Origin of the sequence: Streptomyces viridifaciens (assembly GCF_001888885.2) — a bacterium.
GTDB classification, from domain to species: Bacteria; Actinomycetota; Actinomycetes; order Streptomycetales; family Streptomycetaceae; genus Kitasatospora; species Kitasatospora aureofaciens.
The window spans coordinates 1676100-1699946 of record NZ_CP090840.1 but is presented as its reverse complement, the minus strand read 5'-3'; the positions used below and the strand labels follow the sequence as shown (position 1 = coordinate 1699946).

General features: G+C 71.0%; 16 protein-coding genes, 3 pseudogenes and 2 CRISPR repeat arrays. Of the genes and pseudogenes, 8 read left to right on the top strand and 11 right to left on the bottom strand.

Annotation, left to right across the window (positions count from 1 at the left end; genetic code table 11):
• Positions 1–31 precede the first annotated feature (31 nt).
• The 3 genes from BOQ63_RS07335 to BOQ63_RS07325 all read left to right on the top strand — a co-directional run bounded on the left by BOQ63_RS07335 (position 32) and on the right by BOQ63_RS07325 (position 6076).
• Positions 32–3061: a CRISPR-associated helicase/endonuclease Cas3 gene (locus BOQ63_RS07335; RefSeq protein WP_072653755.1), complete on the top strand. Its 3030-nt coding sequence runs from the start codon at positions 32–34 to the stop codon at positions 3059–3061.
• Between the two features lie 2194 nt (positions 3062–5255).
• The gene (locus tag BOQ63_RS07330) at positions 5256–5843 is read left to right on the top strand and encodes a DUF2975 domain-containing protein (protein WP_072653754.1); all 588 of its coding nucleotides are present in this window, start codon (positions 5256–5258) and stop codon (positions 5841–5843) included.
• Positions 5843–6076, top strand: coding sequence for a helix-turn-helix domain-containing protein (locus tag BOQ63_RS07325; RefSeq protein ID WP_072653753.1), 234 nt, complete (start codon positions 5843–5845; stop codon positions 6074–6076). The genes BOQ63_RS07330 and BOQ63_RS07325 overlap by 1 nt, the downstream gene beginning before the upstream one ends.
• Before the next feature lie 222 nt (positions 6077–6298).
• Here BOQ63_RS07325 and BOQ63_RS07320 read toward each other — a convergent pair whose 3' ends face one another.
• Positions 6299–6673: a hypothetical protein gene (locus BOQ63_RS07320; protein WP_191093645.1), complete on the bottom strand. Its 375-nt coding sequence runs from the start codon at positions 6671–6673 to the stop codon at positions 6299–6301.
• A gap of 119 nt (positions 6674–6792) precedes the next feature.
• Positions 6793–7066: a CRISPR direct-repeat array (repeat unit 29 nt; unit sequence GTCCTCCCCGCGCCCGCGGGGGTCAGCCG).
• Between the two features lie 2740 nt (positions 7067–9806).
• Between BOQ63_RS07320 and BOQ63_RS07315 the strand changes: the two genes are divergently transcribed.
• Positions 9807–10361, top strand: a complete 555-nt coding sequence (locus tag BOQ63_RS07315) for a Uma2 family endonuclease (RefSeq protein ID WP_030557348.1) — start codon at positions 9807–9809, stop codon at positions 10359–10361.
• A gap of 1402 nt (positions 10362–11763) precedes the next feature.
• Here the strand turns inward: BOQ63_RS07315 and istB (BOQ63_RS07310) are convergent.
• Together istB (BOQ63_RS07310) and istA (BOQ63_RS07305) are read right to left on the bottom strand one after the other, a co-directional pair.
• Entirely contained in the window at positions 11764–12492 is a 729-nt protein-coding gene (gene istB / locus BOQ63_RS07310; protein ID WP_051747369.1) for an IS21-like element helper ATPase IstB, read from the bottom strand.
• Between the two features lie 116 nt (positions 12493–12608).
• Positions 12609–13874 (bottom strand): IS21 family transposase, encoded by a 1266-nt coding sequence (gene istA / locus BOQ63_RS07305; RefSeq protein WP_030291260.1) that lies wholly within the window; start codon positions 13872–13874, stop codon positions 12609–12611.
• A 214-nt stretch (positions 13875–14088) separates the two neighbouring features.
• Between istA (BOQ63_RS07305) and istA (BOQ63_RS07300) the strand changes: the two genes are divergently transcribed.
• The 3 genes and pseudogenes from istA (BOQ63_RS07300) to BOQ63_RS07290 all read left to right on the top strand — a co-directional run.
• Complete coding sequence (gene istA / locus BOQ63_RS07300; RefSeq protein ID WP_072653819.1) at positions 14089–15357, top strand: IS21 family transposase; 1269 nt, start codon at positions 14089–14091, stop codon at positions 15355–15357.
• Positions 15357–16175 (top strand): IS21-like element helper ATPase IstB, encoded by an 819-nt coding sequence (gene istB, locus BOQ63_RS07295; RefSeq protein ID WP_223886207.1) that lies wholly within the window; start codon positions 15357–15359, stop codon positions 16173–16175. The genes istA (BOQ63_RS07300) and istB (BOQ63_RS07295) overlap by 1 nt, the downstream gene beginning before the upstream one ends.
• A gap of 619 nt (positions 16176–16794) precedes the next feature.
• Positions 16795–16914, top strand: a pseudogene (locus BOQ63_RS07290) (IS21-like element helper ATPase IstB); the annotation flags it as partial.
• Positions 16915–16960: 46 nt separating this feature from the next.
• On the opposite strand, the gene BOQ63_RS07285 reads toward BOQ63_RS07290, so the two are convergent.
• Together BOQ63_RS07285 and BOQ63_RS07280 are read right to left on the bottom strand one after the other, a co-directional pair.
• Positions 16961–17518, bottom strand: coding sequence for a hypothetical protein (locus tag BOQ63_RS07285; RefSeq protein ID WP_150476344.1), 558 nt, complete (start codon positions 17516–17518; stop codon positions 16961–16963).
• Between the two features lie 355 nt (positions 17519–17873).
• Positions 17874–18185 carry a hypothetical protein gene (locus BOQ63_RS07280; protein ID WP_191093644.1) on the bottom strand — a complete coding sequence of 104 codons (312 nt, stop codon included), beginning with the start codon at positions 18183–18185 and terminating at the stop codon, positions 17874–17876.
• A 215-nt stretch (positions 18186–18400) separates the two neighbouring features.
• Positions 18401–18733: a CRISPR direct-repeat array (repeat unit 28 nt; unit sequence CTCCTCCCCGCACCCGCGGGGGTCAGCC).
• A 90-nt stretch (positions 18734–18823) separates the two neighbouring features.
• Between BOQ63_RS07280 and BOQ63_RS07275 the strand changes: the two are divergent.
• A pseudogene (locus BOQ63_RS07275) lies at positions 18824–19162 on the top strand (helix-turn-helix domain-containing protein); the annotation flags it as partial.
• A 33-nt stretch (positions 19163–19195) separates the two neighbouring features.
• Here BOQ63_RS07275 and BOQ63_RS07270 read toward each other — a convergent pair.
• The 6 genes and pseudogenes from BOQ63_RS07270 to BOQ63_RS07245 form a co-directional block, all read right to left on the bottom strand.
• Positions 19196–20086 (bottom strand): IS3 family transposase, encoded by an 891-nt coding sequence (locus BOQ63_RS07270; RefSeq protein ID WP_150476343.1) that lies wholly within the window; start codon positions 20084–20086, stop codon positions 19196–19198.
• Complete coding sequence (locus tag BOQ63_RS07265) at positions 20083–20373, bottom strand: transposase (protein ID WP_072653749.1); 291 nt, start codon at positions 20371–20373, stop codon at positions 20083–20085. The genes BOQ63_RS07270 and BOQ63_RS07265 overlap by 4 nt, the downstream gene beginning before the upstream one ends.
• Before the next feature lie 50 nt (positions 20374–20423).
• Positions 20424–21686, bottom strand: a pseudogene (locus BOQ63_RS07260) (Tn3 family transposase); the annotation flags it as partial.
• 27 nt (positions 21687–21713) lie between these two features.
• Positions 21714–22628, bottom strand: a complete 915-nt coding sequence (locus BOQ63_RS07255) for an IS3 family transposase (protein ID WP_150476341.1) — start codon at positions 22626–22628, stop codon at positions 21714–21716.
• Complete coding sequence (locus BOQ63_RS07250) at positions 22625–22942, bottom strand: transposase (protein WP_030558334.1); 318 nt, start codon at positions 22940–22942, stop codon at positions 22625–22627. Before BOQ63_RS07250 ends, BOQ63_RS07255 begins: the two co-directional genes overlap by 4 nt.
• A 34-nt stretch (positions 22943–22976) precedes the next feature.
• Entirely contained in the window at positions 22977–23843 is an 867-nt protein-coding gene (locus tag BOQ63_RS07245; protein WP_191093643.1) for a hypothetical protein, read from the bottom strand.
• Positions 23844–23847: the final 4 nt, after the last annotated feature.

The following is a 23847-nucleotide window of genomic DNA, read 5'->3' as shown; positions in this document are numbered from 1 at the left end:
TCGAGACTCTACTGACCGGGGAGGCATTCGGGTGACGAATTCTCAGAAAATCACCGTTTCGAGGGTCGCGGTCTGGGGTAAGACCGACCAGCTGAACCTCCGTGGTGACACGTGCGGGACGCCGTGGAACCCTCTCCTCGCCCACCTGCTCGATGTCGCCGCCTGCGCGGGAGAACTCTGGGACCGCTACCTCGCCCGGCCCGTCCGCGACCGCCTGGTCGAGGCCCTGGGAGCAGGAGACGCCGACACCGCCCGCCGTAACGCCATGTTCTACGCCGCCCTGCACGACTTGGGGAAGGCCTCGGCCTGCTTTCAGCTCCAGTTCGCCCGCACACCGCGTCGACACCTGCGTGAGGCCGGCGCCAAGTGGCTCCGACTGGCACACCAGGTGGGGCTCCCCCTCCCCGCGGACCACCGCGCGGCCTCCTGGATCCGGCACGAACACATCACCGCCTTCCAGCTCCCCCGCCTCCTCGGCTGCACATGCCGGGACTGCGGCGGCACCGGCGAGCGGCACGACGGCCTGCACCGGATGGCTCTGCTGCTCGGCGGCCACCACGGACACATCCCCAGCGCCGACACGGTGCAGCGGGCCAAACGCGCGGTCCGCGACGGCGCGTGGGACGACCTCCACCGGTACTTCGTCGACGCCCTCGCCGACCTCCTGGAGGTCGACCTCGCCCTGCTGGCGGACCGGACCACCCTCGAACGCCCGGCTACCCTCCCGGTATTCGCCGGCCTGGTCGTCACCGCGGACTGGCTCGCCTCCGACGAGCAGCGCTTCGCCTACCGCCGGACCGACGAATCGGCCGCGCAGTGGTGGGAGCAGTCGAAGAAACAGGCCCGCGCCGCGTTGACCGCGCTGAGGCTCGACGCCTGGAGCCCGAAGTCCACGACCTGGGCGGAGCTGTTCCCGCGCACCCCGACGCCGCGCCAGTTCCAGAACGCGGCCATGGCCGCCGCCCCGGCGCAGGGGCCGGTGCTGGCCATCGTCGAAGCCGGCACCGGATCGGGAAAGACCGCGCTCGCCCTCTGGTACGCGCACCACCTCGCCCGTACCAACGGCTACCACGGCTTCTACACGGCGATGCCCTCGCGCGCCGCCACGGACCAGGCCGCCGTCGAGCACATTGACTTCCTGACCGAGGCGTTCGGCACCCCGGGCGAGGCCAACCTGGCCATCGTCCACGGCACGGCCGAGGCGACCGAGAACGTCGGACGCCTTCTCGACGCGGGGGACGCGGGTGACGCGGGTGACGCGACAGGCCGTCCGACCGACTTCACCGAACTGATCCCGTTCATCGAGCCCACCCTCTGCGAGCACGACGACGAGGCCCACTCCACCCGCGCGGTCCTCGACCCCTGGTACCTCAGGCGCTGCGTCGGCCTGCTGTCCACCTTCGGGATCGGCACGATCGACCAGATCGCCCTCGCCGCCCAACGCTCCGAGCACTGGTTCCTGCGTCTGTTCGGCCTGGCCAACAAGACCGTGGTCATCGACGAGGGGCACGCCTACGAGCTCTTCCAGGAGCGGCTGCTGGAGGCGGCCGTCGCCTGGCTCGCCGACGCGGGTGCCTCAGTGGTCGTGCTGTCCGCCACCCTCCCCAGCGCCACCCGTGAGGCGCTGGTCCACGCGTGGTGCCGCGGTCATCGCACCACGCCACAGCCCACCGACACCCGTGGCCCCGTCACCCTCGTCGACCGGCACGGGCAGCTCACCCACGCCTCCCCTGACGAAGCACCGCCCCAGCTCCATACCCGGGTCGAGCTGCGCCCCGACCCCGGCCCGGTCGTCCTCGCTGGCCACCTCCTGCACGAGGCCGCCACCGGAGGCATCATCGCCGTCGTCCGCAACCGCGTCGACGCCGCCCAAGACCTGTATGCGCAGACCTGCACCGAGGCCCCCAGGCACGGCTGGCACAAGGACGAGATCGTCCTCCTCCACGGCCAGATGCTCTCCCGCGACCGGCTCCCGATCGAGAGCCGGATCCGCAGGCTCCTCGGCCCGGCCGAGAACCGGACGGCCCCCAACCCCGACCGGCCGCCCCGCCTGCTCGTGATCGCCACCCAGGTGATCGAACAGTCCCTGGATCTGGACAGCGACCGCCTCTACACCGACCTCGCCCCCGTCGACCTGCTCATCCAACGGCGCGGGCGCCTCCACCGGCACGCGGCCAACGACGCCCGTCGCCCGGCCGGGATGCGTGCCCCGCGGATGACCGTCCTGTGGCAGCCCGACCAGGCGGGCCTTCCCCTCGTCCACCCGCCGACCGGTACCGGCCCCGGCAATCCGGACGGCCACGTCTACGCCCCCTACGCCCTGGCCGCCACCCACCACCTGCTCGACAACCTCACCCACGAGCCGGCCTGCCAGGACTGCCAGGAGACCCGCGACACCGCCCCCGGCATCCCCATCGCATGCCTGTCCACCCCGCGCGACAGCGAACGTCTCATCGAAGCCGTCTACAACCCCGGGCCCTTCGCCGGCAGCCCAATGGGCGCCCTGCTCTCCGAGGCCTGGAACGCCTGGATCGCCGAACACGACAACCACGAGAACACCGCCTACGCCCGAGCCCTCCAGCCCTACCTCCTCGACGGCTCCCCCACCGACATCGACCGCCTCAAGAGCGGCTCAGCAGAGGGACAGGGCGACGACGGCAGCGCGGGGCTCGCCGCCCGCTCGCGCCTCGGCGAACCGACCACCGACGTCATCGTCCTGTTCCGCCAGCAGGCCGCCGGCGCGGGCCGCCCCCGCCTCTACTACAGCTACGACCAGGGCGGCCTGCACGAAGTGGACTCCAGGTACTACCGGGCCCGCGACGACTCCGTCCGCAACGCCCGCCGCGCCCAGGAGCGGGACCGGCTGCTCAACACCGTGCCGATCCCGCACAGCTGGTTCCGACACCTGCCGCCCGTCGAGAGGTGGTACACCCCCAGTGGCGTCCGCATCAACCGACGGCACGTCATCGTCTTCGCTCCGGACGGTGCCTGCCTCAGTGGACCCGTCGGACGGCTGCGCTACAGCCCGACCCGAGGGGTGCACCCCATCCACCGGCCCTGAGGCGATACGCTGCCCCCTCCTACTCCCAGTGAACACCGGGGTGAGCCGGAGGTTCCGAGCTCCGAACCGCTACTCCCCGCGTCAGCGGGGATCAGCCGTTCGGCCAGGCCGAGGACGACCGCGCTGTTACCTCCTCGCCGCACCCGCGGGGTCAGCCGCAATCTCCAGCACACCGACCCGTGGCCGGACGCTCCTCGCCGCACCTGCGGGGGTCAGCCCAGCAGCGCCGCGAGGGGGCGCCCGTCCATGGCTTCCTCCCCGCACCCGCGGGGGTCAGCCGGCGGTTTCCGGCGGGGTTTCTTCCGCCTCCAGGTCCTCCCCGCGCCCGCGGGGGTCAGCCGGGCGGGCCCAGCGTGAACCTCACCAGCAGGGGGTCCTCCTGGCGCAGGCGGGTTCAGCCGTGGTAGTGGCCGACGACCAGGCCACGGCGCCGGTCCTCCCGCGCCCGCGGGGGTCAGCCGCCGGCCGCCTGGCCGTCCCACGCGAAGTACACGTCCTCCCTGCGCCCGCGGGGTCAGCCGGAGCTGCCGAGCGTGCCCGGTGTGCCGGCGGAGTCTTCCCCGCCCCCGCGGGGGTCAGCCGGCGATTTCCGGCGGGGTTTCTTCCGCCTCCAGGTCCTCCCCGCGCCCGCGGGAGTCAGCCGGTTCAGGCCGCGTTCCGTAACCTCGCCAACGCGTCCTCCCTGCGCCCGCGGGGGTCAGCCGGCGGTTTCCGGCGGGGTTTCTTCCGCCTCCAGGTCCTCCCCGCGCCCGCGGGAGTCAGCCGGTTCAGGCCGCGTTCCGTAACCTCGCCAACGCGTCCTCCCTGCGCCCGCGGGGGTCAGCCGTCGAGCGGGCCGGAGTCACCGTAGGCCGTGATGTCTTCCCCGCACCTGGGGGGGTCAGCCGAGGCGGCGCCAGGTCTCGGGACCCGGGTAGCCGGCCTCCCCGCCCGTGCGGGGCGCGAACTGCGCGCGCTGAACGATGAGTCCTCTCCCCGCACCCGCGGGGGTCAGCCGATCTCGGCACGGCTGAAGGGCCGGCACCCCAGGTCCTCCCCGCACCTGCGGGGGTCAGCCGACCGGCCGCAAGGTCGGCATCGGCATCCGGCTGTCCTCCCCGCGCCTGCGGGGGTCAGCCGTCGACCAGCCAGTAGCCGGCCCGGCGCTGGTCCTCCTCCCCGCAGGCGCGGGGTCAGCCGATGGAGGCCGGATCGGAGAGGTCCTCCCCGCACCCGCGGGGGTCAGCCGATGTGGGCCGACGACGTGCCGGTACAGATCGTGTCCTCCCCGCGCCTGCGGGGGTCAGCCGTTCGGCCAGTTCGAAGCCGCCGACCTCGGCAAGTCCTCCCCGCACCCGCAGGGGTTAGCCGCGGACGATGAGCCGGCCCAAGGACGGCAGCGCGTCCTCCCCGCACCTGCGGGGGTCAGCCGCCGACCGTGTTCACCTCGAACTACCCGATCGACTCCTCCCCGCACCCGCGGGGGTCAGCCGGAGTTGACCCGGCGCCCGCTTTGCAGACCGGCGTCCTCCTCGCGCCCGCGGGGGTCAGCCGTTCGAGGTCCACGCAGAAGGGCGCAGTGGGTAGTCCTCCTCGCGCCCGCGGGGGTCAGCCGTACCCGGCGCTCGCCCCGGCACTGCTCGCCGCGTCCTCCCCGCGCCCGCGGGGGTCAGCCGGCGAGCGGCACGCCGCCGTCGAAGGCGTCCAGGTCCTCCCCGGGCCCGCGGGGGTCAGCCGATGTCGGTCGGACTCAAGGATTTGGTCGATCAGTCCTCCCCGCGCCCGCGGGGGTCAGCCGACGCACTGACAGCGGCCAGTTCAAATTCCCCACGTACGGCCAGTTCCGGGATCACGGACGGTAGCCAGTGAGGGTACGTAGATTGCGCCCCACAGGGTGGACGTCGTCCCTGCGCCCGTGCTGCGTGGGGCGTGGTGTCCGGTTCATCTCGCCAACGCTGGGCCCGCCCACGCGATGCCGTCCACCGCCACCCTGGGTCGCCGCCAGCAGCCCTGGAGTCGTTCCGGTGAACGCGGCAATCTCCCGGTGGTTCGGAGTGGCTACGTAACCGCACTCCATCGCGGCCCGCAACGCGCGTCTTCCTCACCGGGAACCAAGGCGTACTGCGTCACCGCACCTGCCTACCGCCATGGACTTGTCGAATATCGATATGCTCCTTTAGCCTTGGGCATATCGAAAATCGATAGGGAGGATGCGATGAACTCGCGACTCACGAGGACCCTGGCCTCGGTGACCTTTGCGCTGGCGGTGCTCTGCGGGCTCGCATTCGTCGGCACGGGGGTCACGCACATGCTCGATGACGGGGCGGTCTGCGTGCAGACGGACTTCTGGCGCAATGCCTCGCTGGGGCCGGACAGCCTGCCGGTCGGCAAGGGCGTGAAGGCGTCCAGCAGTGCCGCACGCCTCTGCCAGGACAGCCCTTCTGCGGGCCAGCGTGCCACCGACCTCGGGGGCGAACTGCCCTGGCTGCTGTTCAGCTCCCTCGCGCTGCTGCTCTTCTCACGGCTGCTCAAGGCCGTCCAGCGGCTGGGGCCGTTCACCGACACGGTGGCACGACGGCTCTCCACCCTCGGCTGGTTCGTCACCATCGGCACGCCGCTGGCCGGTCTCGTCGCCGGCTGGTCTCAGTCCTGGCTCGTCGGGAGCATGGCGCCGGTCGCGGGTTCCGGGCCGACGGTCTCCGGACCGCTGGCGCTCATTCTCGCCGGCCTCGCCGCAGTGATCATGGGGAAGATCATGCGCGAGGGCGTGCGAATGCGAGAGGACCTCGAAGGAACCATCTGATGCCCGAAGAGGAACTCCACGCGATCCGGATCCACCTCGACCGACTCCTCGCCGAGCGCGGCATGACGCTCACCGAACTGTCCGCGCAAGTAGGCATCACAGTCGTCAACCTGTCCGTGCTCAAGAACGGGCGGGCCAAGGCCATCCGCTTCTCAACCCTGTCGAGGATCTGCGACGTCCTCCGATGCCAGCCAGGTGACCTGATCACCCACGACCCCGACGACCTGGCCTAGCCAGTCATACCCGGAGGTCCACTGCGAAGCGGTCAAGCCGTACCCCGGCACCTCCGCCCTGCTCAAACCGCAACGCCGAGTGATCACTGGCGGCCAGATATCTCCCCACCAACTGGCCGCCAGTGGGGAATTCCAACTGGCCACCAACACGCACCGCGACCGGCATGGGCGAAGGCACATGCGGGGGGTCAGCTGCCGGTCTGCGCGGTCACACTGACCTGGTTATCCGGACAACGCAGCAACGAGATTGCCCGATTGAGGGTGGGCCTGCACCCGTTGCAGCACGACGGCACCCCCATCACCGGTGACTCCCAGCAGATCCTGGCCCGCGAGACCGTCTGTCTCCTCGACATCCCACCCCACAAGACCGGCACCGCCTTCACCAAACCAGTCGACCCGATCCTCTGCCAGGCCGTCGATGCCTGGCAGGCCGTCCGCCCGGATCAGCCGAAGTTCACCGACCGCCGCACCGGCGAGCGCGTCGACCTGCTGTTCACCCTCCGGGCCTGCCGCGTCCGCTGCGCGGAGGTCGTCCCGCGCCTGCGGGGTCCCCCGTCGGCCCTCCCCACCAGCACGGGCCCGCCGCGAACTCGTCAAACACCGACCATGCGCCGTGACACGATGAGAACCCGCACCTTGACACCACAACAGCACACCACGTCGCGCAACCAGTCAAGAAACAGCAAAGCCGCTGCTTGCGCCGCAGGTCAGAAAGCCTCCTCCCCGCACCTGCGGGGGTCAGCCGTGGCCGAAGCCTCCGGCAGGTGCGCTCGAAGGCTCCTCCCCGCACCTGCGGGGGTCAGCCCGTCATCATCGCGGTCAGCCTCGCCATCGGCTGCTCCTCCCCGCACCTGCGGGGGTCAGCCGTCGGTGGCGACGCCGAGCATGTGCTTGAACTCGTCCTCCCCGCGCCCGCGGGGGTCAGCCGGAGCGCGAGGACGCCCTCGGCTGCGGGCGCCCAGTCCTCCCCGCACCCGCGGGGGTCAGCCGGTTCTGTCCATCGGTTCCGCGATCGTGACCGTGTCCTCCCCGCGCCCGCGGGGGGTCAGCCGGGCACGATCTCCCAGTCGTCCGGCGGGGGGATGTCCTCCCCGCGCCCGCGGGGGTCAGCCGAGGCGCTAGGAATGCGCCAGGAGGTCATGCCCGTCCTCCCCGCGCCCGCGGGGGTCAGCCGCCCCCGGGACCGGCCCCAACTCGTGATCCACGGTCCTCCCCGGACCCGCGGGGGTCAGCCGGCGAGCCGGCGGACCGTGCCGTACCACCTCCCGCGCCTGTGGGGGTCAGCCGCTGATGAACAGGACTACGGTCTTGGCGTCCGTGTCCTCCCCGCGCCTACCGGGGTCAGCCGGGGTTCCACCGCCTGGGCCGTTGTGCTGGAGTCCTCCCCGCCTGCGGGGGTCAGCCGGTCGCGCCGGTCATGTCCCGCAGGGGCTTGGCGTCCTCCCCGCACTCGCAGGGTCAGCCGATCGCTCGGAACATCGTCGTGTTCTCCATGCGCTCCTCCCCGCACCCGCGGGGGTCAGCCGCGCGCTCTGACCTGCGTAAACGCCCGACGGCGGTCCTCCCCGCGCCCGCGGGGGTCAGCCGGATCACCTCCAGCTCCCGGGCCTGGTCGGCCGGTCCTCCCCGCGCCCGCGGGGGTCAGCCGGTCTTGCTGTGGATGTAGTCCACGATCTCGTTGTCCTCCCCGCGCCCGCGAGGGTCAGCCGAGGGACAGGCCCAGGCACTGACCACCATGGCCGTCCTCCCCGCGCCCGCGGGGGTCAGCCGGGGATCGAGTGCGCCGAGCACCGGGGCGCCGACTCCTCCCCGCGCCCGCGGGGGTCAGCCGTGGCTCCGCTCTGGCGGCCTCGCCCCCCCCCGAAAGTCCTCCCCGCACCTGCGGGGGTCAGCCGCCGCTCGGCCGCGGACCGCCTGAAGTCCTCCCCGCACATGCGGGGGTAAGCCGTACGCGGTGAACTCCGAGGCCTGGCGGCATGAGTCCTCCCCGCACCCGCGGGGGTCAGCCGCCGATACGGCACCAGCGGCTGGTGAGGCTGCCGTCCTCCCCGCACCCGCGGGGGTCAGCCGGCGCCGCAGACGTAGACGCACTCCTCGGGATCGTCCTCCCCGCACCCGCGGGCGTCAGCCGCCGAGGGTGGTGCGCGCCCACCACAGGTTGGAGTCCTCCCCGCACCTGCGGGGGTCAGCCGCTGATCACCACGAACGTGGGCCGGAGCCGGACGTCCTCCCCGCACCCGCGGGGGTCAGCCGCCCTTCTTCGTCCGCTTGGCCGGGTCAACCTTGTCTTCCCCGCACCGGCGGGGGTCAGCTGGTGACGTCGATCAGCTCGCCGCATCCGGGACGGTCCTCTCCGAACCCGCGGGGGTCAGCCGCGCCCGGCCTTACCGTCGTCGGGCCACTGGGGGTCCTCCCCGCGCCCGCGGGGGTCAGCCGCCGGGGACACCACGCCCTTCGGCCACACATCGTCCTCCCCGCACCCGCGGGGGTCAGCCGGTTGCAGAGATCCGCGACCTGATCGAGCGTGTGTCCTCCCCGCGCCCGTGGGGGTCAGCCGGGCCTGCTCGCCCTGCAGACGACGCCGATCACGTCCTCCCCGCGCCCGCGGGGGTCAGCCGAAGGGCGCAGGCTCGGCCGGCGGCGGGTCCACGTCCTCCCCGCGCCCGCGGGGGTCAGCCGTACCTGGGGTGGCAGCCCGATGGGACATTCGTGTCCTCCCCGCGCCCGCGGGGGTCAGCCGTCCTCCTCGGATCGGAGCGGTGCGTCGGGCACGTCCTCCCCGCGCCCGCGGGGGTCAGCCGGCGATGGTGGAGGTGGGGACGCCGCCGGACGGGTCCTCCCCGCGCCCGCGGGGGTCAGCCGTTCAGCCCGGTGCAGCCGACCGAGCGTCAATTGTCCTCCCCGTGCCCGCGGGGGTCAGCCGGGGCAGGAACACCTGATCCGGTGGAAGCTGCCGTCCTCCCTGCGCCCGGGTCAGCCGACCCGGCTGCACAACGTGCCGATTGAGTTCGAGTCCTCCCTGCGCCCGCGGGGGTCAGCCGCCACCGCCGCGAAGGTGAAGGCCCCGGACGGGGTCCTCCCCGCGCCCGCGGGGGTCAGCCGTACCCGGGCGAGATGGCCCGGGTCAAGATCAGGTCCTCCCCGCGCAGGCGGGGGTCAGCCGGTATCCCCCGGAAACCTTGATGTCCCGCCAAGCTCCTCCCCACACCTGCGGGGGTCAGCCGTCGCCGGTGCGGTGTGAGTGGACTGCTAGGACCTCCTGCCCGTACCTGCGGGGTGTCAGCCGCGGCCACCCGGGGCCAAGGCGCGCGCACGTGCCTCCTCCCCGCACCTGCGGGGGTCAGCCGCTGGCCGAGGTGCTGTCGAAACGGACGCCGTGATCCTCCCCGCGCCCGCGGGGGTCAGCCGGCCAGCGAGTGGGTCGAGGAGATCACCTACCAGTCCTCCCCGCGCCCGCGGGGGTCAGCCGGTCCGCCGGGCGGACGTCGAGGAGCGCACCCGGTCCTCCCGCGCCCGCGGGGGTCAGCCGCCGGTAGACGGAAGCTCGTACGTCGGGGCGTCGTCCTCCCCGCGCCCGCGGGGGTCAGCCGGGCATGACCGCTCGGCATCACGCCCGCCCCTCTTCCTCGGAGGCACAGGGATCATTCCCCGCCAGACTCCCGACCAGCTACGGTAGGAGCCGTGGGTGTCCGGTCGAACACACCACAGCCAGGCCGGAGGAGGCGAACCGTTGAGCGCGCAGCCGATCGCGTACGCGGACGTGAATCACGAGGCCGCGTTGAAATACGCCGTGCAGCTCATCGATCACCGGTGGGCTCAGGTCATCGAGGGGCGGATCGTCCTGGTGTCACCCACGTGGGACCACGAGAACGTGGCGGCGAAGATCCGCCGCCAGCTCGACCGCCGCGTCGATGAGCTCGGTTGCATCAGCGGGTCCGGAAACCTCGACCTGCCAGGCTCCCCCAACTGGTACATGCCTGACCTTGCGGTCATCCCCGAAGACCTGGCCAAAGGCGCGGGCGCTCTCACCCCCGACCAGACCCTCCTGGTCGTCGAGGTCACCTCCGAGTCCAATGGCGACACCGACCGTGTCACCAAGCGCAAGCGCTACGCCCAGTACGGCGCCCCGCTCTACTTGCTCGCCGACCGGCAGAACCGCACCTGCACCCTGTTCTCCGAGCCGCACGACCTCGGCTACGCCGTCATCGACGGTCCCCACCCGTTCGGGACCGCGCTCCGGCTGCCGGAGCCGTTCAATCTGACCCTGGACACCACCGCTTTCTGACCACACGAGGCCAGCCCGAGCACACCAAGCCCAACCGGCCAGTCAAGAAAACAGCAAAGCCGCTGCTGCGCCGCAGGCCAGAAAGCCTCATCCCCGCACTCGCGGGGGTCAGCCGGACAGCCGGGACAGCACTGACACCAAGTCCGCCTCCTCCCCGCACCGCCGTCCCCGCGCCTGCGGGGTCCCCCGTCGGCCTTCCCCACCAGCACGGGCCCGCCGCGGACTTGTCAAACGCCGACCATGCGCTGCGTGACACGATAAGAACTCGCACCTTGACACCCCAACAGCACACCAAGTCGCGCAGACCAGTCGAGAAACAGCAAAGCCGCTGCTGCGCCGCAGGTCAGAAAGCCTCCTCCCCGCGCGGGCGGGGGTCAGCCGACGGCGGAGGGCTTCGGCCACCACCTCGCGTACTCCTCCCCGCGCGGGCGGGGGTCAGCCGCCGCGCTCGTCGCCCTCGACCACCTGTACGGCCTCCTCCCCGCGCGGGCGGGGGTCAGCCGGTGGTGCCGTCCTCGGCGGTCTTGGTAACCGTCTCCTCCCCGCGCGGGCGGGGGTCAGCCGCCCAGGTCTTCGACTGGCTGGTGGAGGACGTAGTCCTCCCCGCACCCGGGGTCAGGCGTCCTTCCGGCTCCGGTGAGGTGCGAACTCACCGCTCTCCCCGCACCCGCGGGGGTCAGCCGGACATGACCGAAAAGGAGCTGATCCGGGCCACGTTCTCCCCGCACCCGCGGGGGTCAGCCGCGGCCGGGGGGCAGCAGGGGCAGCAGCACGCTGTCCTCCTCGCACCCGCGAGGGTCAGCCGCCGGAGCGGGTGGCCGCCGTCGCGGTGGACGTGTCCTCCCCGCACCTGCAGGGGACAGCCGCTGTCGTCGCCCAGGTCCCGCAGCGTCTTGGCCTCCTTCCTGCACCTGCGGGGGTCAGCCGTCCCACTGCGTCGACCCGCAGTCCGACGGACGCTCCTCCCCGCACCCGCGGGGGTCAGCCGAGCGGCCCGGACCGGAGTTGGTGCAGATGTAGTCCTCCCTGCACCCGCGGGGGTCAGCCGTTCTGCTGGACGTCGGCCCAGCCCTCGATGCTGTCCTCCCCGCACCCGCGGGGGTCAGCCGGGGTGGCCGCCGTGGCCGCCTCGTATCGCGAGGTCCTCCCCGCACCCGCAGGGGTCAGCCGCGGTCACCCGGGTCCTACAGGCCGGCCAGTACGTCCTCCCTGCACCTGCCGGGGGGCAGCCGCCGGTCGACGGAAGCTCGTACGTCGGGGCGTCGTCCTCCCCACGCAGGCGGGGGTCAGCCGGTGCCGATCGCGCCGAGGTAGGACAGCGGGCCGTCCTCCTGTCGGCAACGGCCCAATTTGAGGCCGGTCTCAACGGTTCAATCGTCGGCCATCGTGCGCTCTCGCTGGCTCAGTCGTTGTCGGCGGCGGTGGGGACGCGGCCGAGTTCGCGGCCCCGCATGCGGTAGGACTCGCCCTTGAGGGAGTGGACCTCGGCGTGGTGGACGAGTCGGTCGATCATCGCGGCGGCGACGGTCTCGTCGCCGAACGTCTCTCCCCAGCGTCCGAAGGGCTTGTTCGAGGTGACGATTACGCTCGCCCGTTCGTATCTGTTCGAGATCAGCTGGAAGAACAGGTTCGCCGCCTCGGCCTCAAACGGGATATACCCCACCTCGTCGATCACGATCAGCGGGTAGCGGCCGAGCTTGACCAGCTCATCCTGGAGCCGGCCGGTGTGATGGGCGGCGGCCAGGCGGTCGACCCACTGGGCGGCGGTGGCGAACGCGACCCGGTGGCCGGCCTGGCAGGCCCGGATCGCCAGCCCGGTCGCGATGTGCGTCTTGCCCGTGCCCGGCGGCCCCAGGAAAATTGCGTTCTCCTTGGCCGCGATGAAGTCCAAGGTTCCCAGGTGGGCGAGTTGCTGGCGGGTCATTCCGCGTAGATGGGCGAGGTCGAGTTCCTCGATCGTCTTGATCGCGGGGAAGCGGGCGGCGCGGATGCGGCCCTCGCCGCCGTGGCTGTCGCGGGCCGAGACCTCCCGCTGCAGGCAGGCGACGAGGTATTCGAGGTGGCTCCAGGACTCGGCCTGGGCGCGTTCGGCGAGCCGCTCGGCGGCGTCCAGCAGGGCGGGGGCTTTCATCGCGCGGGCGAGGAAGGCCAGGTCGGCGGCGGTTTGTCGGGTGGTGCGGGCGGCGGGAACGCCGGCTTTCGCCGCGTCGGTCGTGGTGTTCGGGGGCTGGGGAGCGGTGCGGGCCATCACGTGTCCTCCTTTCCGGCGCCGCCCTCAATCAGGGTGAACATGCGGTCGTAGGTGCCCAGTTCGCGTTGCTCGACCTCGATGCCGAGGCTGTCCGGAGCCAGCACCGCGGCCCGGGCGGTGGCCGCACGGGCGGCTTGCTGGTGGATCACCTCGCCGCGCATGAGGTTTGCCGCGGCGGCGTGGTCGGGATCGGTCAGGCTCTGGTGCCTGGCCCAGCAGCGCGCATGGCGGGCCACGACATCGTCGCCGCAGGTGACGGTGATTTCCTCGTTGTCGGCGTGGACCGTCACGGTCCTGCCGATCACACGAGGGTGGACGGAGTAGTCGTTGGTGTCGACGCGGATGTAGTGGTCGCGGCCGATACGGACGCGAAGCGGCCACCAGTGGGGCGGGGCGACCGGTGGGATGGTGAGCATCTGTGCGCGGTCCGCCTCCCAGCGGTCCGCGGGGCGGGCGTCGATCGAGCGGTGATGCCGCCGGTTGGCGATCCGCAGCCACGCGGTCAGCTGACGGTTGAAGTCGTCCGGACCGGTGAAGGTGCGGCCGGGCACGAAGCTGGTCTCCAGGTAGCCGTTGGCCCGCTCGACCAGGCCCTTCGCTTCCGGGTCCCGGGGCCGGCAAAGGTGCACCCGGGTGGCGAGCAGGCCGGCGAAAGCGGCGAACTCGCTGGTCAGCCTGCCCTTGCCCACGCCGGTTTCGTTGTCCCAGACCAGCGTCTTGGGGACGGCGCCCCAGGAGTTCAGCAGCCGCCAGTGGCCGTCGATCAGGTCACCGGTGGTCCGCGAGGGCAGCATCCGGGCGGTGATCATCCTGGAGTAGCCGGAGACGATCACGAGCACCGGCGGGCGGCCCGACTGGCCGTAGCCGAGCGGGATGTCCACCGGCGGGAACCACAGATCGCACTGGGCGAGCTCGCCGGGCTGGTAGACCGTCCGCGAGACCGGATCCGCCGGCAGATAGGCCGGCCGCAGCTCACGCACCCGCTCCCGCAGGATCGACAGCCCCCGCTCCCACCCGATCCGCTCCGCGATCACCGTGGCCGGCATCGTCGGGGTCTGCTTCAACAGCTCCCGGATCGCTGGCTCCACCGCGTCCACGGCCGAGCCCTTCGGCGCCCGCCGGTAGACCGGCGGCCGATCCGAGGCCAGAGCCCGCAACACCGTGCCCCGGGAGATCCCCAGCTCACGGGCCACGGCCCGCGCCGACAACCCCTCCGCGCGATGCAACCGCCGGATCTCGGCCCAGTCCTCCACCTGGATCACCTCTCTTCCTCCTGACTCCCGTACCAGTGAAGTCAGGATGATCAAGAGATCGCAGAGTGACCCGATTTTGATCCGCCGTCCGTGGCCCTCAATTCACCCGTTGCCGACACCTGTCGGCGACGGGTGAAAACTGACCGCTGATCGGCGGATGAAACGGGACCCACTTCGCGATCTTCTGTTCATCCTGATCTTCATCGAGGGTCAGGAGGAGAGGGTGATTCGCGTGGAGGACTGGGCTGAGATCCGTCGGCTGCACCGGGCCGAGCAGATGCCGATCCGGGCAATCGCCCGGCATCTGGGGATCTCGAAGAACACGGTGAAGCGGGCGTTGGCGACGGACCGGCCGCCGGTCTATCAGCGGCCGTTGAAGGGATCGGCGGTTGATGCGGTCGAGCCTGCGATCCGCGAGCTGCTGCGGCAGACGCCGGCGATGCCGGCGACGGTGATCGCCGAGCGGATCGGCTGGGACCGTGGGCTGACCATTCTCAAGGAGCGGGTGCGCGAGCTGCGGCCGGCCTATCTGCCGGTCGATCCGGTCTCTCGGACGGTCTACTCGCCGGGCGAGCTCGCGCAGTGCGATCTGTGGTTTCCGCCGGCCGAGATCCCGCTGGGCTACGGGCAGACGGGACGCCCGCCGGTGCTCGTCGTCGTGTCCGGCTATTCCAGGGTGATCACCGCGCGGATGTTGCCGTCCCGCTCCACCGCCGACCTGATCGACGGGCACTGGCGGCTGCTGACCGGCTGGGGCGCCGTCCCGAAGACGCTCGTTTGGGACAATGAGAGCGGCGTCGGCCAGGGAAAGCTGACGTCGGAGTTCGCAGCGTTCGCCGGCCTGCTCGCGACCAGGATCCACCTCTGCCGGCCTCGTGACCCGGAGGCGAAAGGCCTGGTGGAGCGGGTGAACGGCTATCTGGAGACCAGCTTCCTGCCTGGCCGCACGTTCGCCGGACCGGGCGACTTCAACACCCAGCTCACCGCCTGGTTGCAGGTCGCCAACCGCCGGCACCACCGCACGATCGGCTGCCGGCCCGCCGAGCGCTGGGAAGCCGACCGGTCCGAGATGCTCACCCTGCCACCGGTCGCACCGCCCAACTGGTGGCCCCAGACGACCCGGCTCGGACGCGACCACTACATCCGCGTCGACACTTGCGACTACTCCGTCCACCCCCGCGCGATCGGGCAGCAGATCACCGTCCGGGCCGACACCGAGGAGATCGTCGCCACCAACCGCACCGGCGAGGTCGTCGCCCGCCACAGCCGATGCTGGGCTCGGCACCAGACCATCACCGACCCCGAGCACACCGCCGCGGCCCAGACCTTGCGCGGCCAGGCGATCCGGCAGCGGGCCTCACGCGCCTGGGCCTCGAGCCTGACCGCTCTCGCCCCCGATGACCTCGGCGTTGAAGTCGAACAGCGTGAGCTCGGTTCCTACGACCGCATCTTCACCCTCATCGAGGGCGGCGCCGGCAAGGAGGACACCTGATGGCTCGCACCGCCACCGCCACGACCACCGCAGAGCAGACGCCCAAGGAAGGGCGGCAGACCTCGGCAGACCTCGCGTTCCTCGCCCGCGCCATGAAGGCACCCGCTCTGCTGGACGCCGCCGAGCGCTTGGCCGAGCGGGCCCGCACCGAGTCCTGGACCCACCTCGAATACCTGGTCGCCTGCCTGCAGCGCGAGGTCTCCGCCCGTGACAGCCACGGCGGCGAACAGCGCATCCGGGCCGCCCGATTCCCCGCGGTCAAGACCATCGAGGAGATCGACACCGCCCATCTGCGGGGCATGACGCGCCAACAGCTCGCCCACCTGGGCACACTGGACTTCATAGCCGCGAAGGAGAACGTGGTCTTCCTCGGGCCGCCCGGCACCGGCAAGACCCACCTGGCCACCGGACTCGCCATCCGGGCCTGCCAGGCCGGCCACCGGGTCGCGTTCGCCACCGCCTCCCAATGGGTCGACCGCCTCGCCGCCGCCCACCACACCGGCCGCCTCCAGGACGAACTCGTCAAACTCGGCCGCTACCCGTTGATCGTTGTCGACGAGGTCGGCTACATCCCCTTCGAGCCCGAGGCCGCGAACCTGTTCTTCCAGCTCGTCTCGAACAGATACGAAAGGGCCAGCGTGATCGTCACCTCGAACAAGCCCTTCGGACGCTGGGGAGAAACCTTCGGCGACGAGACCGTCGCCGCCGCCATGATCGACCGGCTCGTCCACCACGCCGAGGTCCACTCCCTCAAGGGCGAGTCCTACCGCATGCGAGGCCGCGGGGACCTCGGCCGCACACCGACCAGCAACGACTAACAAGATCAACAGAAGACGCGAGGGTCAGAACTCAACCGCCGGAACCGGGTCACGGTTCAACCGCCGCCGACACGGTCCTCCCCGCACCTGCGGGGGGCAGCCAGCTTACGCCCAGCTGTACCGCGCCGCTCTTTCGTCCTCCCCGCACCCGCGGGGGTCAGCCGCTGCCGCCCACCGGGGAATCCCGCCACGGTCCGTCCTCCCCGCGCTCGCAGGGGTCAGCTGTAGCTGGTGCTGAGCTGGAACGGTTCTTCGTCGTCCTCCCCGCGCAGGCGGGGGTCAGCCGAGGGCGACGCGGCCAGCCTCATCGAGATCCTGATCCTCCCCGCGCAGGCGGGGGGGCAGCCGCAGCGGCCTCAGGAGGATGGGCAACGTGTCCCGTCCTCCCCGCGCAGCCAGGGGTCAGCCGACCTGGTCGGTCAGCTACCGGCCGATCGTCACGTCCTCCCCGCACCCGCGGGGGTCAGCTGGCGATCACCGCCAAGGCCGCAGCCCTCGGGGCTGTCCTCCCCGCGCCCGCGGCGGTCAGCCGTTGGTCCCCTTCTTCGCGCGGGACGCCGTCGTCGTCTGCGGCAACCCCTGGCCGTCGAGCACGAGGCTCCCGGGTGCCCTCCCGCCCGACCTGCGGCTCTGCGCGGCCATCGCGGACCGGCTGACCTTCCGCTTCACCCTGGTCGAGACCGGCATCGAGTCCTCCCGGCTGGCCGCCACCGAAGTTGAGCACCAGCTGGGCTGCTGACCAGCCGATCCGGGAGCGGAGGACCGGCGGTCGAGGTGACGCGATGTCATGGCTGTCCGCCGAGCCCGAGCTTCTTCACCCCGAACGGGGAGAAGACCATATGGGCAGCCCAGCCGTGGTGGATGAGAGCGATCTGGGAAGGCACTGGCGTCAGCGGATAGATGGCCTTGCCCCGCGACCAGTTCGCGAGCAGGCCCTCGGTGGTGTCGACGGCGGAGACGACCATCGTCACCTGCAGCTTTCCGTCGCCCCATGTGTTCCACAGGGCCCACCCTTCGGGCCGGGCCTCGACCCCGAGGCGGGCGCACGCCTGCTCATAGGTCTCCTCCATGACGTCCGGCATCGCCCCGGGACGCAGAATCACTACGCCCGCGAGCTTCAGCTCGGGGCGTTCCGCCTCATCGTCGAGGCAGCCGTCTCCTGGAAAGTGGTAGTGGCGAAGTCCCCGGGCCAGCGCGTTCACCGCCCGCTGCAAGGGTGTCGCGTCCTCTGCTTCGGGCTGATACGAGAGCCAGCCCTCGGCCGAGGCGGCGCCCGCGACCACGCCGGCGAGCCGTTCTATCTCTCGCAGGTGGTCGAGTTCGGAGAGTTCAGGTCGTGTCACGGCGGTCAGTCTCGCAGCGGCGCACGGCCGGGGCATCCCAGTTTCCACCCACGTCGGACACGAAACCGGGCCCTCGCCAGCCGGGCCTGTCAGGGGCCGACCCGAGAGAACCCGGGACCGCCAAGTTACCGACGAACGACGGGCTCGACACCTGGTCGGTCTCCTCTTTTCCGCACCCGCGGGGGTCAGCCGCGCTGTCTGGCGGGCGCCGGGGCGCAGCTGCGGGTCCTTCCCGCGCCCGCGGGGGTCAGCCGGACGGCAGCCGGTGGTGCCTTTTCGAGGCCTCGTCCTCCCCGCGCCTGCGGGGGTCGGCCGACGCACCGCGACCTGGCATGGGCGAAGGCACATGCGGGGGTCAGCCGCCGGTCTGCGCGGTCACACTGACCTGGTTGTCCGGACAACGCAGCAACGAGATTGCCCGATTGAGGGTGGGCTGCATCCGTTGGCAGCACGACGGCACCCCATCACCGGTGACTCCCAGCAGGTCCTGGCCCGCGACACCGTCTGTCTCCTCGACGTCCCGCCCCACAAGACCGGCACCGCCTTCACCAGGCCGGTCGACCCGATCCTCTGCCAGGCCGTCGATGCCTGGCAGGCCGTCCGCCCGGATCAGCCGAAGTTCACCGACCCGCCGCACCGGCGAGCGCGTCGACCTGCTGTTCACCATCCGGGCCTGCCGCGTCCGCTGCGCGGAGGTCGTCCCGCGCCTGCGGGGTCCCCTGTCGGTCCTCCCCACCAGCACGGGGCCGCCGCGAACTCGTCAAACACCGACCATGCGCCGTGACACGATGAGAACCCGCACCTTGACACCACAACAGCACACCACGTCGCGCAACCAGTCAAGAAACAGCAAAGCCGCTACTGCACCGCAGGTCAGAAAGCCTCCTCCCCGCACCCGCGGGGGTCAGCCGTTCGAGACTTCGTCGATGGCCAGCAGGATGAGCTCCTCCCCGCACCCGCGGGGGTCAGCCCGAGCATCGCGGCGTGCCGGACCGCCCAGCGCACTCCTCCCCGCACCCGCGGGGGTCAGCCGCTCTACTCGCTCTCGCAGATCGACGGCGACGACTCCTCCCCGCACCCGCGGGGGTCAGCCGATCCCTTCCCAGAGACGGAGTTGGGTCGTTGGCTCCTCCCCGCACCCGCGGGGGTCAGCCGTTGGGCCGCCATGGGGTCCAGGTGGTCACGGTCTCCTCCCCGCACCCGCGGGGGTCAGCCTCGCCGACTCGGACGGAAACGCTCCCGAAGCCCCTCCTCCCCGCACCTTGAGTTCTAGGGATCGTTGCAACGCCCCAGCTGGGGAGTGCAATGACCTTCGATATCCGCGAGGACCGGCGGCCGCAGGGGCCCAGGAAGCTCCGTGCCGAGCGGGAGGAATACTTCCGGCTCGTGCAACAGGGCTACAGCAGCAAAGAGGCGTCCCGGCTGGTGGGCGTTCACCCGCGTACGGGACGTGAGTGGCGCAACGGCCGGACGGACCCGAAGAGGTTCAGGGCGCCCGCTCGACCCGAGCGGGCGCCCTCCCGTGCGTCCGGCGGGTCCCGGTATCTGCGTGAGGACGAGCGCATCCACATCGCCGACCGGCTGCGTGAGAAGGCCACCGTGCGCGCGATCGCGGCCGAGCTGGGTCGCAGTCCGTCCACGGTCTGAAGTTCCACCCTGTGGTTGGACACTCTCCGTCTACGCTGCGAGGGTGTGACCTTGCCGGTGCCGCTGGCGGGTCTCGAGTGGCGTGAGGTAGCCCCACTCGGGGTGTTTGCGTAGGCGCCTGCGGTTGTAGAAGGTCTCGATGAAAGAGAAGACCTCCGCCCGGGCGGTGGCGCGGTCGGGCCAGACCCGGGTGCCGATCTCCTCCTTCAGTACGGCGAAGAAGCTCTCGGCAGCGGCGTTATCGTAACAGGAGCCGACCCTTCCCATCGACTGCCTCATGTCCAACTTGCTTATCCCGTTGCGGAATTCACTCGACGTATATTCGCTGCCGCGGTCCGTGTGGAAGACGCAGCCGCGCTCCAGACCGCCTCGGCCGGCGGCCATCCACAGCGCGGCCACCGGCAGTTCGGCGCGGTGGTGGTCGGCCATCGCGTAGCCGACCACCTCGCGGGTGGCCAGGTCGATGCAGGTGGCCAGGTAGAGCCAGCCCTCCTCGGTCGGCAGGAAGGTCATGTCGCCGACGAGCCGCATCCCCGGGCGGGGCGCGGTGAAGTCGCGCCCGACAAGGTCCGGGGCGAACACCGGCTTGCGGGCCTGGCGGGTCAGACCGCGGCGCCGGCGGCGGGTGACGCCCGTGATCCCGCGCTCGCGCATGATCCGTTCCACCTTCTTCCGGTTCACCGCCCGGCCCTGGCGGCGAAGTTCCGCGTGGACGCGCGGGACGCCGTAGGCGCCCCGGGAGGCGAGGTGGATCACCGCGATCTCCGCGGCGAGGAGGTCTTCGGCCCGTTCGCGGGCGCGACGGTCCTTCTCGCCGGCCCGCCAGGCGTAGAAGGAGGAACGGGCGATCCCCAGCGCCCGGCAGATCCGCTTGACGCCGAAGGCGCCGTGGTGGTCCTCAACGAAACGGAAGCGGATCACCGATTCGTCTCGGCCGCGAAATAGGCGGCCGCCTTGCGCAGGATCTCGATCGTCTTCTGCTGTTCGAGGTTCTGCCGACGAAGTCGGGCGAGCTCCTCGCGCTCGGGGCTGGTCAGGTCACCAGGCCGGCCCTCGCCCCGGTCGGTGCGGTCCTGCTTGACCCAGCCCCGCAGCCCCTCCGGGCTGACTCCCAGCTCCCGGGCGATCTCGGTGACGTTCCGGTGCGGAGAAGACCGGACGAGCGCGACCGCGTCCCTCTTGAACTCCGCCGTGTACCGCTTACTCATGTTGCCGTTGCTTCCCACCTGAAACTGCTTCCTCCGGGCTCACATGTCCCAGTCTCCAGGTGTCCAGCCCCAGGGTGGAACTTCATCACCCGGTTGATCTGCTTGATCCGCGGCAGCAGGTCGACGTTCAGCAACCTCGTGATCCCAAAGCCAATTTCGGACTGGCCGTGCGAGTCGACGTAGTTGCCCTCCACGCTCATCGTCGTACCGTGCCGGATCGCGCCCTCCACCATCGCCGCGACCTCCGAGGCGGAGGCCCGCAGCGTCTGGGAGTGCACCACCACCGAACCGCGCTCCACGTGCCAATACACCAGCACCCCGCGGCCGCCGTAGCGCGAGTGCCACTCGGTAAACAGGTTCTGGTCCCACGAGCGGAAGTGCGTGGAGTCGGAGGCCACCGCCGTCGACCCGGCACCCCACAGGCCGCTGTCGCGGGCGGCGAAGGTCGCGTTCGCGATCTCCACCGCGATCTGCCGAGCCGCCTCCAGCGTCAGGTAGCGGCGCCCGGTGTAGCGGATCTCCTCCTCAGTGTGGCCGTGCGCGCCGCCGGCCACCGACCGGATCCCCGTATTCGTCCCATACGCGTGGATGGCCAGCATCAGGCGCTCGGCCAGTACCTCCTCTGGTAGGTTCCCGGCGCCGGCAACCGAAGCGACCGCCTTGAGGCAGCCCGTCCGCAGCACCGCCTCCTTGAGCATGTCGATCAGCGGCACCGCGCTCCAACGGCGGCCAACCTCGGCCTTGATCCGGCGCAGGTTGCGCGGCTCCTCCTGGGCCTCGGGGGCGGTGAACTTGATCGCCCCCGCAGCGCGCTCCTTGATCTCCACCCAGTCCAGCTCGGGCAGCGCCTGGTCCAGGTCGGCCAGCGCACCGGTCATCTCCTTACGCAGCTGGTCGATGAACTCCTGCGCCCGCAGCGGCTTACGCAGCTCGCGGTAATGCTCGACGCGGCGGGCCTCGAAGTCCGTCGGCAGGTCCTCGTCCGGGTTGCACCACCGGCCGGCGCCGACCACCCAGACCTCCTTGCAACGCAGCTGCTCGCGCAGGGCCTGGAAGGTGGCGACCTCGTAGACCATGCGTACCACCCGGCGCTGCCCGCGCCTGTCCTCCCGGTGCACCAGCTCCGCCCACTGCCCGTTCGTGCCCCGATGCTCGGGGGCAACCTCCCCCAACGGGTAGTAGGTGGTGTTGCCGGCCTTCGCGTACCGCTGCACCAGGTCGAGCGCGTCGATCACCGGCCGGTGGGCGGAGTTGTTCGAGCGGAACTCCAGCACCCCCAGCAGCTCGATCAGACCCTTGCGGTAGTGGTTTGTCAATCCCCAGTAATCGTGGAGTCCTCGCTAAGCGGCCTGGGCCTCCTGATGAGCCTCGGCTCGTGCCTTGCTGATGATCCGTTCGAACTCCACGGGCGGCAGTCCGCCGGCCGCGCTGTGTCGGCGACGGGTGTTGTAGAAGTCGGCGATCCAGGTCGCGATCTTCAAGCGGGCCTCTGCGCGGGTGGCGAAGCGCTGCCGGTGGATGTATTCGACCTTGATCGTGGAGTGGAAGCTCTCGGCGGCGGCGTTGTCCAGCGCCGACCCCACCCGGCCCATCGACTGGACCACGCCGAGACGGTCACACAGCTCGTTGTAGGCCTGGCTGCTGTACTCGCTGCCGCGATCCGAGTGGAAGATCACGCCGTCCACCCGACCACTACGGGTGGCCGCTGCCATCGTGAGCGAGGCGCCGACCAGGGCGGCGTCGTGATGGGCACCCATCGCGTAGCCGAGGAGCCGACGCGAGAACAGGTCGATCACCGTGGCCAGGTAGAGCTTGCCCTCGCCGGTGCCGATCTCAGTCATGTCGCCCACCCACAGAACGTTCGGCACCACCGCGTCGAAGTGTCGATTGACCAAGTCGCGGGCCGCTATGCGTCTGCCCTGGCGAGTCAGTGACCGGCGTCGGCGCGGGGGCTTGCGGCCCTGGAGTCCGAGCTCGGCCATGATCTTGGCGACGGTGTTCTCCGAGACCTGCCAGCCCTCGGCCCATAGGTCCAGGGTGATCCTGGGCGAGCCGTAGGTACTGCCGGACGCGGCGAAGAAGTACCTTATTCGGTCGGTCAGTTCAGCCCGCCGGACCTCGTGGGCCGTCGGCTCAGCCGGGCGCCGGCGCCACTTGTAGAACCAGGACGCGGACACTCCAAGGGCCCGGCAGGCGGTCGTGTGCGGGACGCCGTGCTCGGTCCTCTGGTCGGCGATGAAGCCCGCAACCGTCACTTCGTCGCCTCCTTCACCCACAGGACCACCGATCGCTTGAGGACATCGCGCTCCATCCCGAGCTCAGCGATCTCCTTGCGCTGCCGGGCGTTCTCATCCCGCAGCCGGCGCAGCTCGTCCCGCTCGGACTCGCTCAAGCCTCCCGCCGCCTCCGCGTCCGCCCGGGTCCGGGCGCGGTGGACCCAGTTCTGCAGCGTGCTCTCGTGCACGCCCAGGTCCCGCGCGACCTCCGCGGCCGACTTCCCGGTCTCCGTCACTATCCGCACCGCACCCGCGCGGAACTCCGCGTCGTAAGAGCGCCTCTTCCCCGCCATGACCCTCAACTTCCCCTCTGATCACGACTCCACGCTACGAGGGGAATGTCAGGTTGGTGTAGGACGCCTTCAGCGTCGTCTGGACCGTGCGCCGGTACACCGGCCCCTTCGTCCGGTACTCGTGCACGAGCTCCTTCAGCGTCTGCTCCCCGCCCCGCACGGCGGGGAAGACCACCTCGCGGACCTCGCCGTCCGGCTTGCCGAGCGACGCCTCGGCGATCTGGAACAGGAGGTTCTCCTTGCCCGAGACCCGCTTGAAGGCGTTGATCAGCTCGCTGGTCACCTTCTGCTCCGCGCGGGCGCCGATCCGGTGCACGGTGGCGATCAGCAGGTCCACCAGGCAGTCCGTCACCTCCCGCTCCCGCTCCACCAGCAGCGCGGCAAGCAGCGTCACCGCGGACTCGGGCGAACGCCTGCGCAGATGGGACGGGGACTCGACCACCGCCCGCTGCCGCCACGACCCGAGAACCTTCGGCACCACGTCAGCGAACAACCCCGCTGGTAGGCCGATCGCCCGGATCGCGATCAGCTTGCGGATCTCCCGCAGCATCGACTCCAGACTCACGTTGCCCGGCATCGCCTTCACCAGGGCCAGGACCGACTCCTGGTCGTCCCCCTCGGTCCCCTCGGCGGCGTCCGGGGCTGCCGCCACCAGGGCCAGCACCTTGTCCCGGGTTGGCGGCAACAACCGGGCCGCCACCGTGGTGAACCAGGCCTCCTCAGCAGTGTGCAGGGCCGAGTGGACCATCCGCATGATCCGGTCCGGGGCCGGCGGCTCGATGAACTCCTCCCGACACCGCTTCAGCAACTCTTCGCGCACCCGCTCCGGGCTCCGCTCCGCATGCGCGACGTTCACCGCCAGCCAGGCCGTCAGCTTCTCGGCGTCCTGGACGCTGCACACCCGA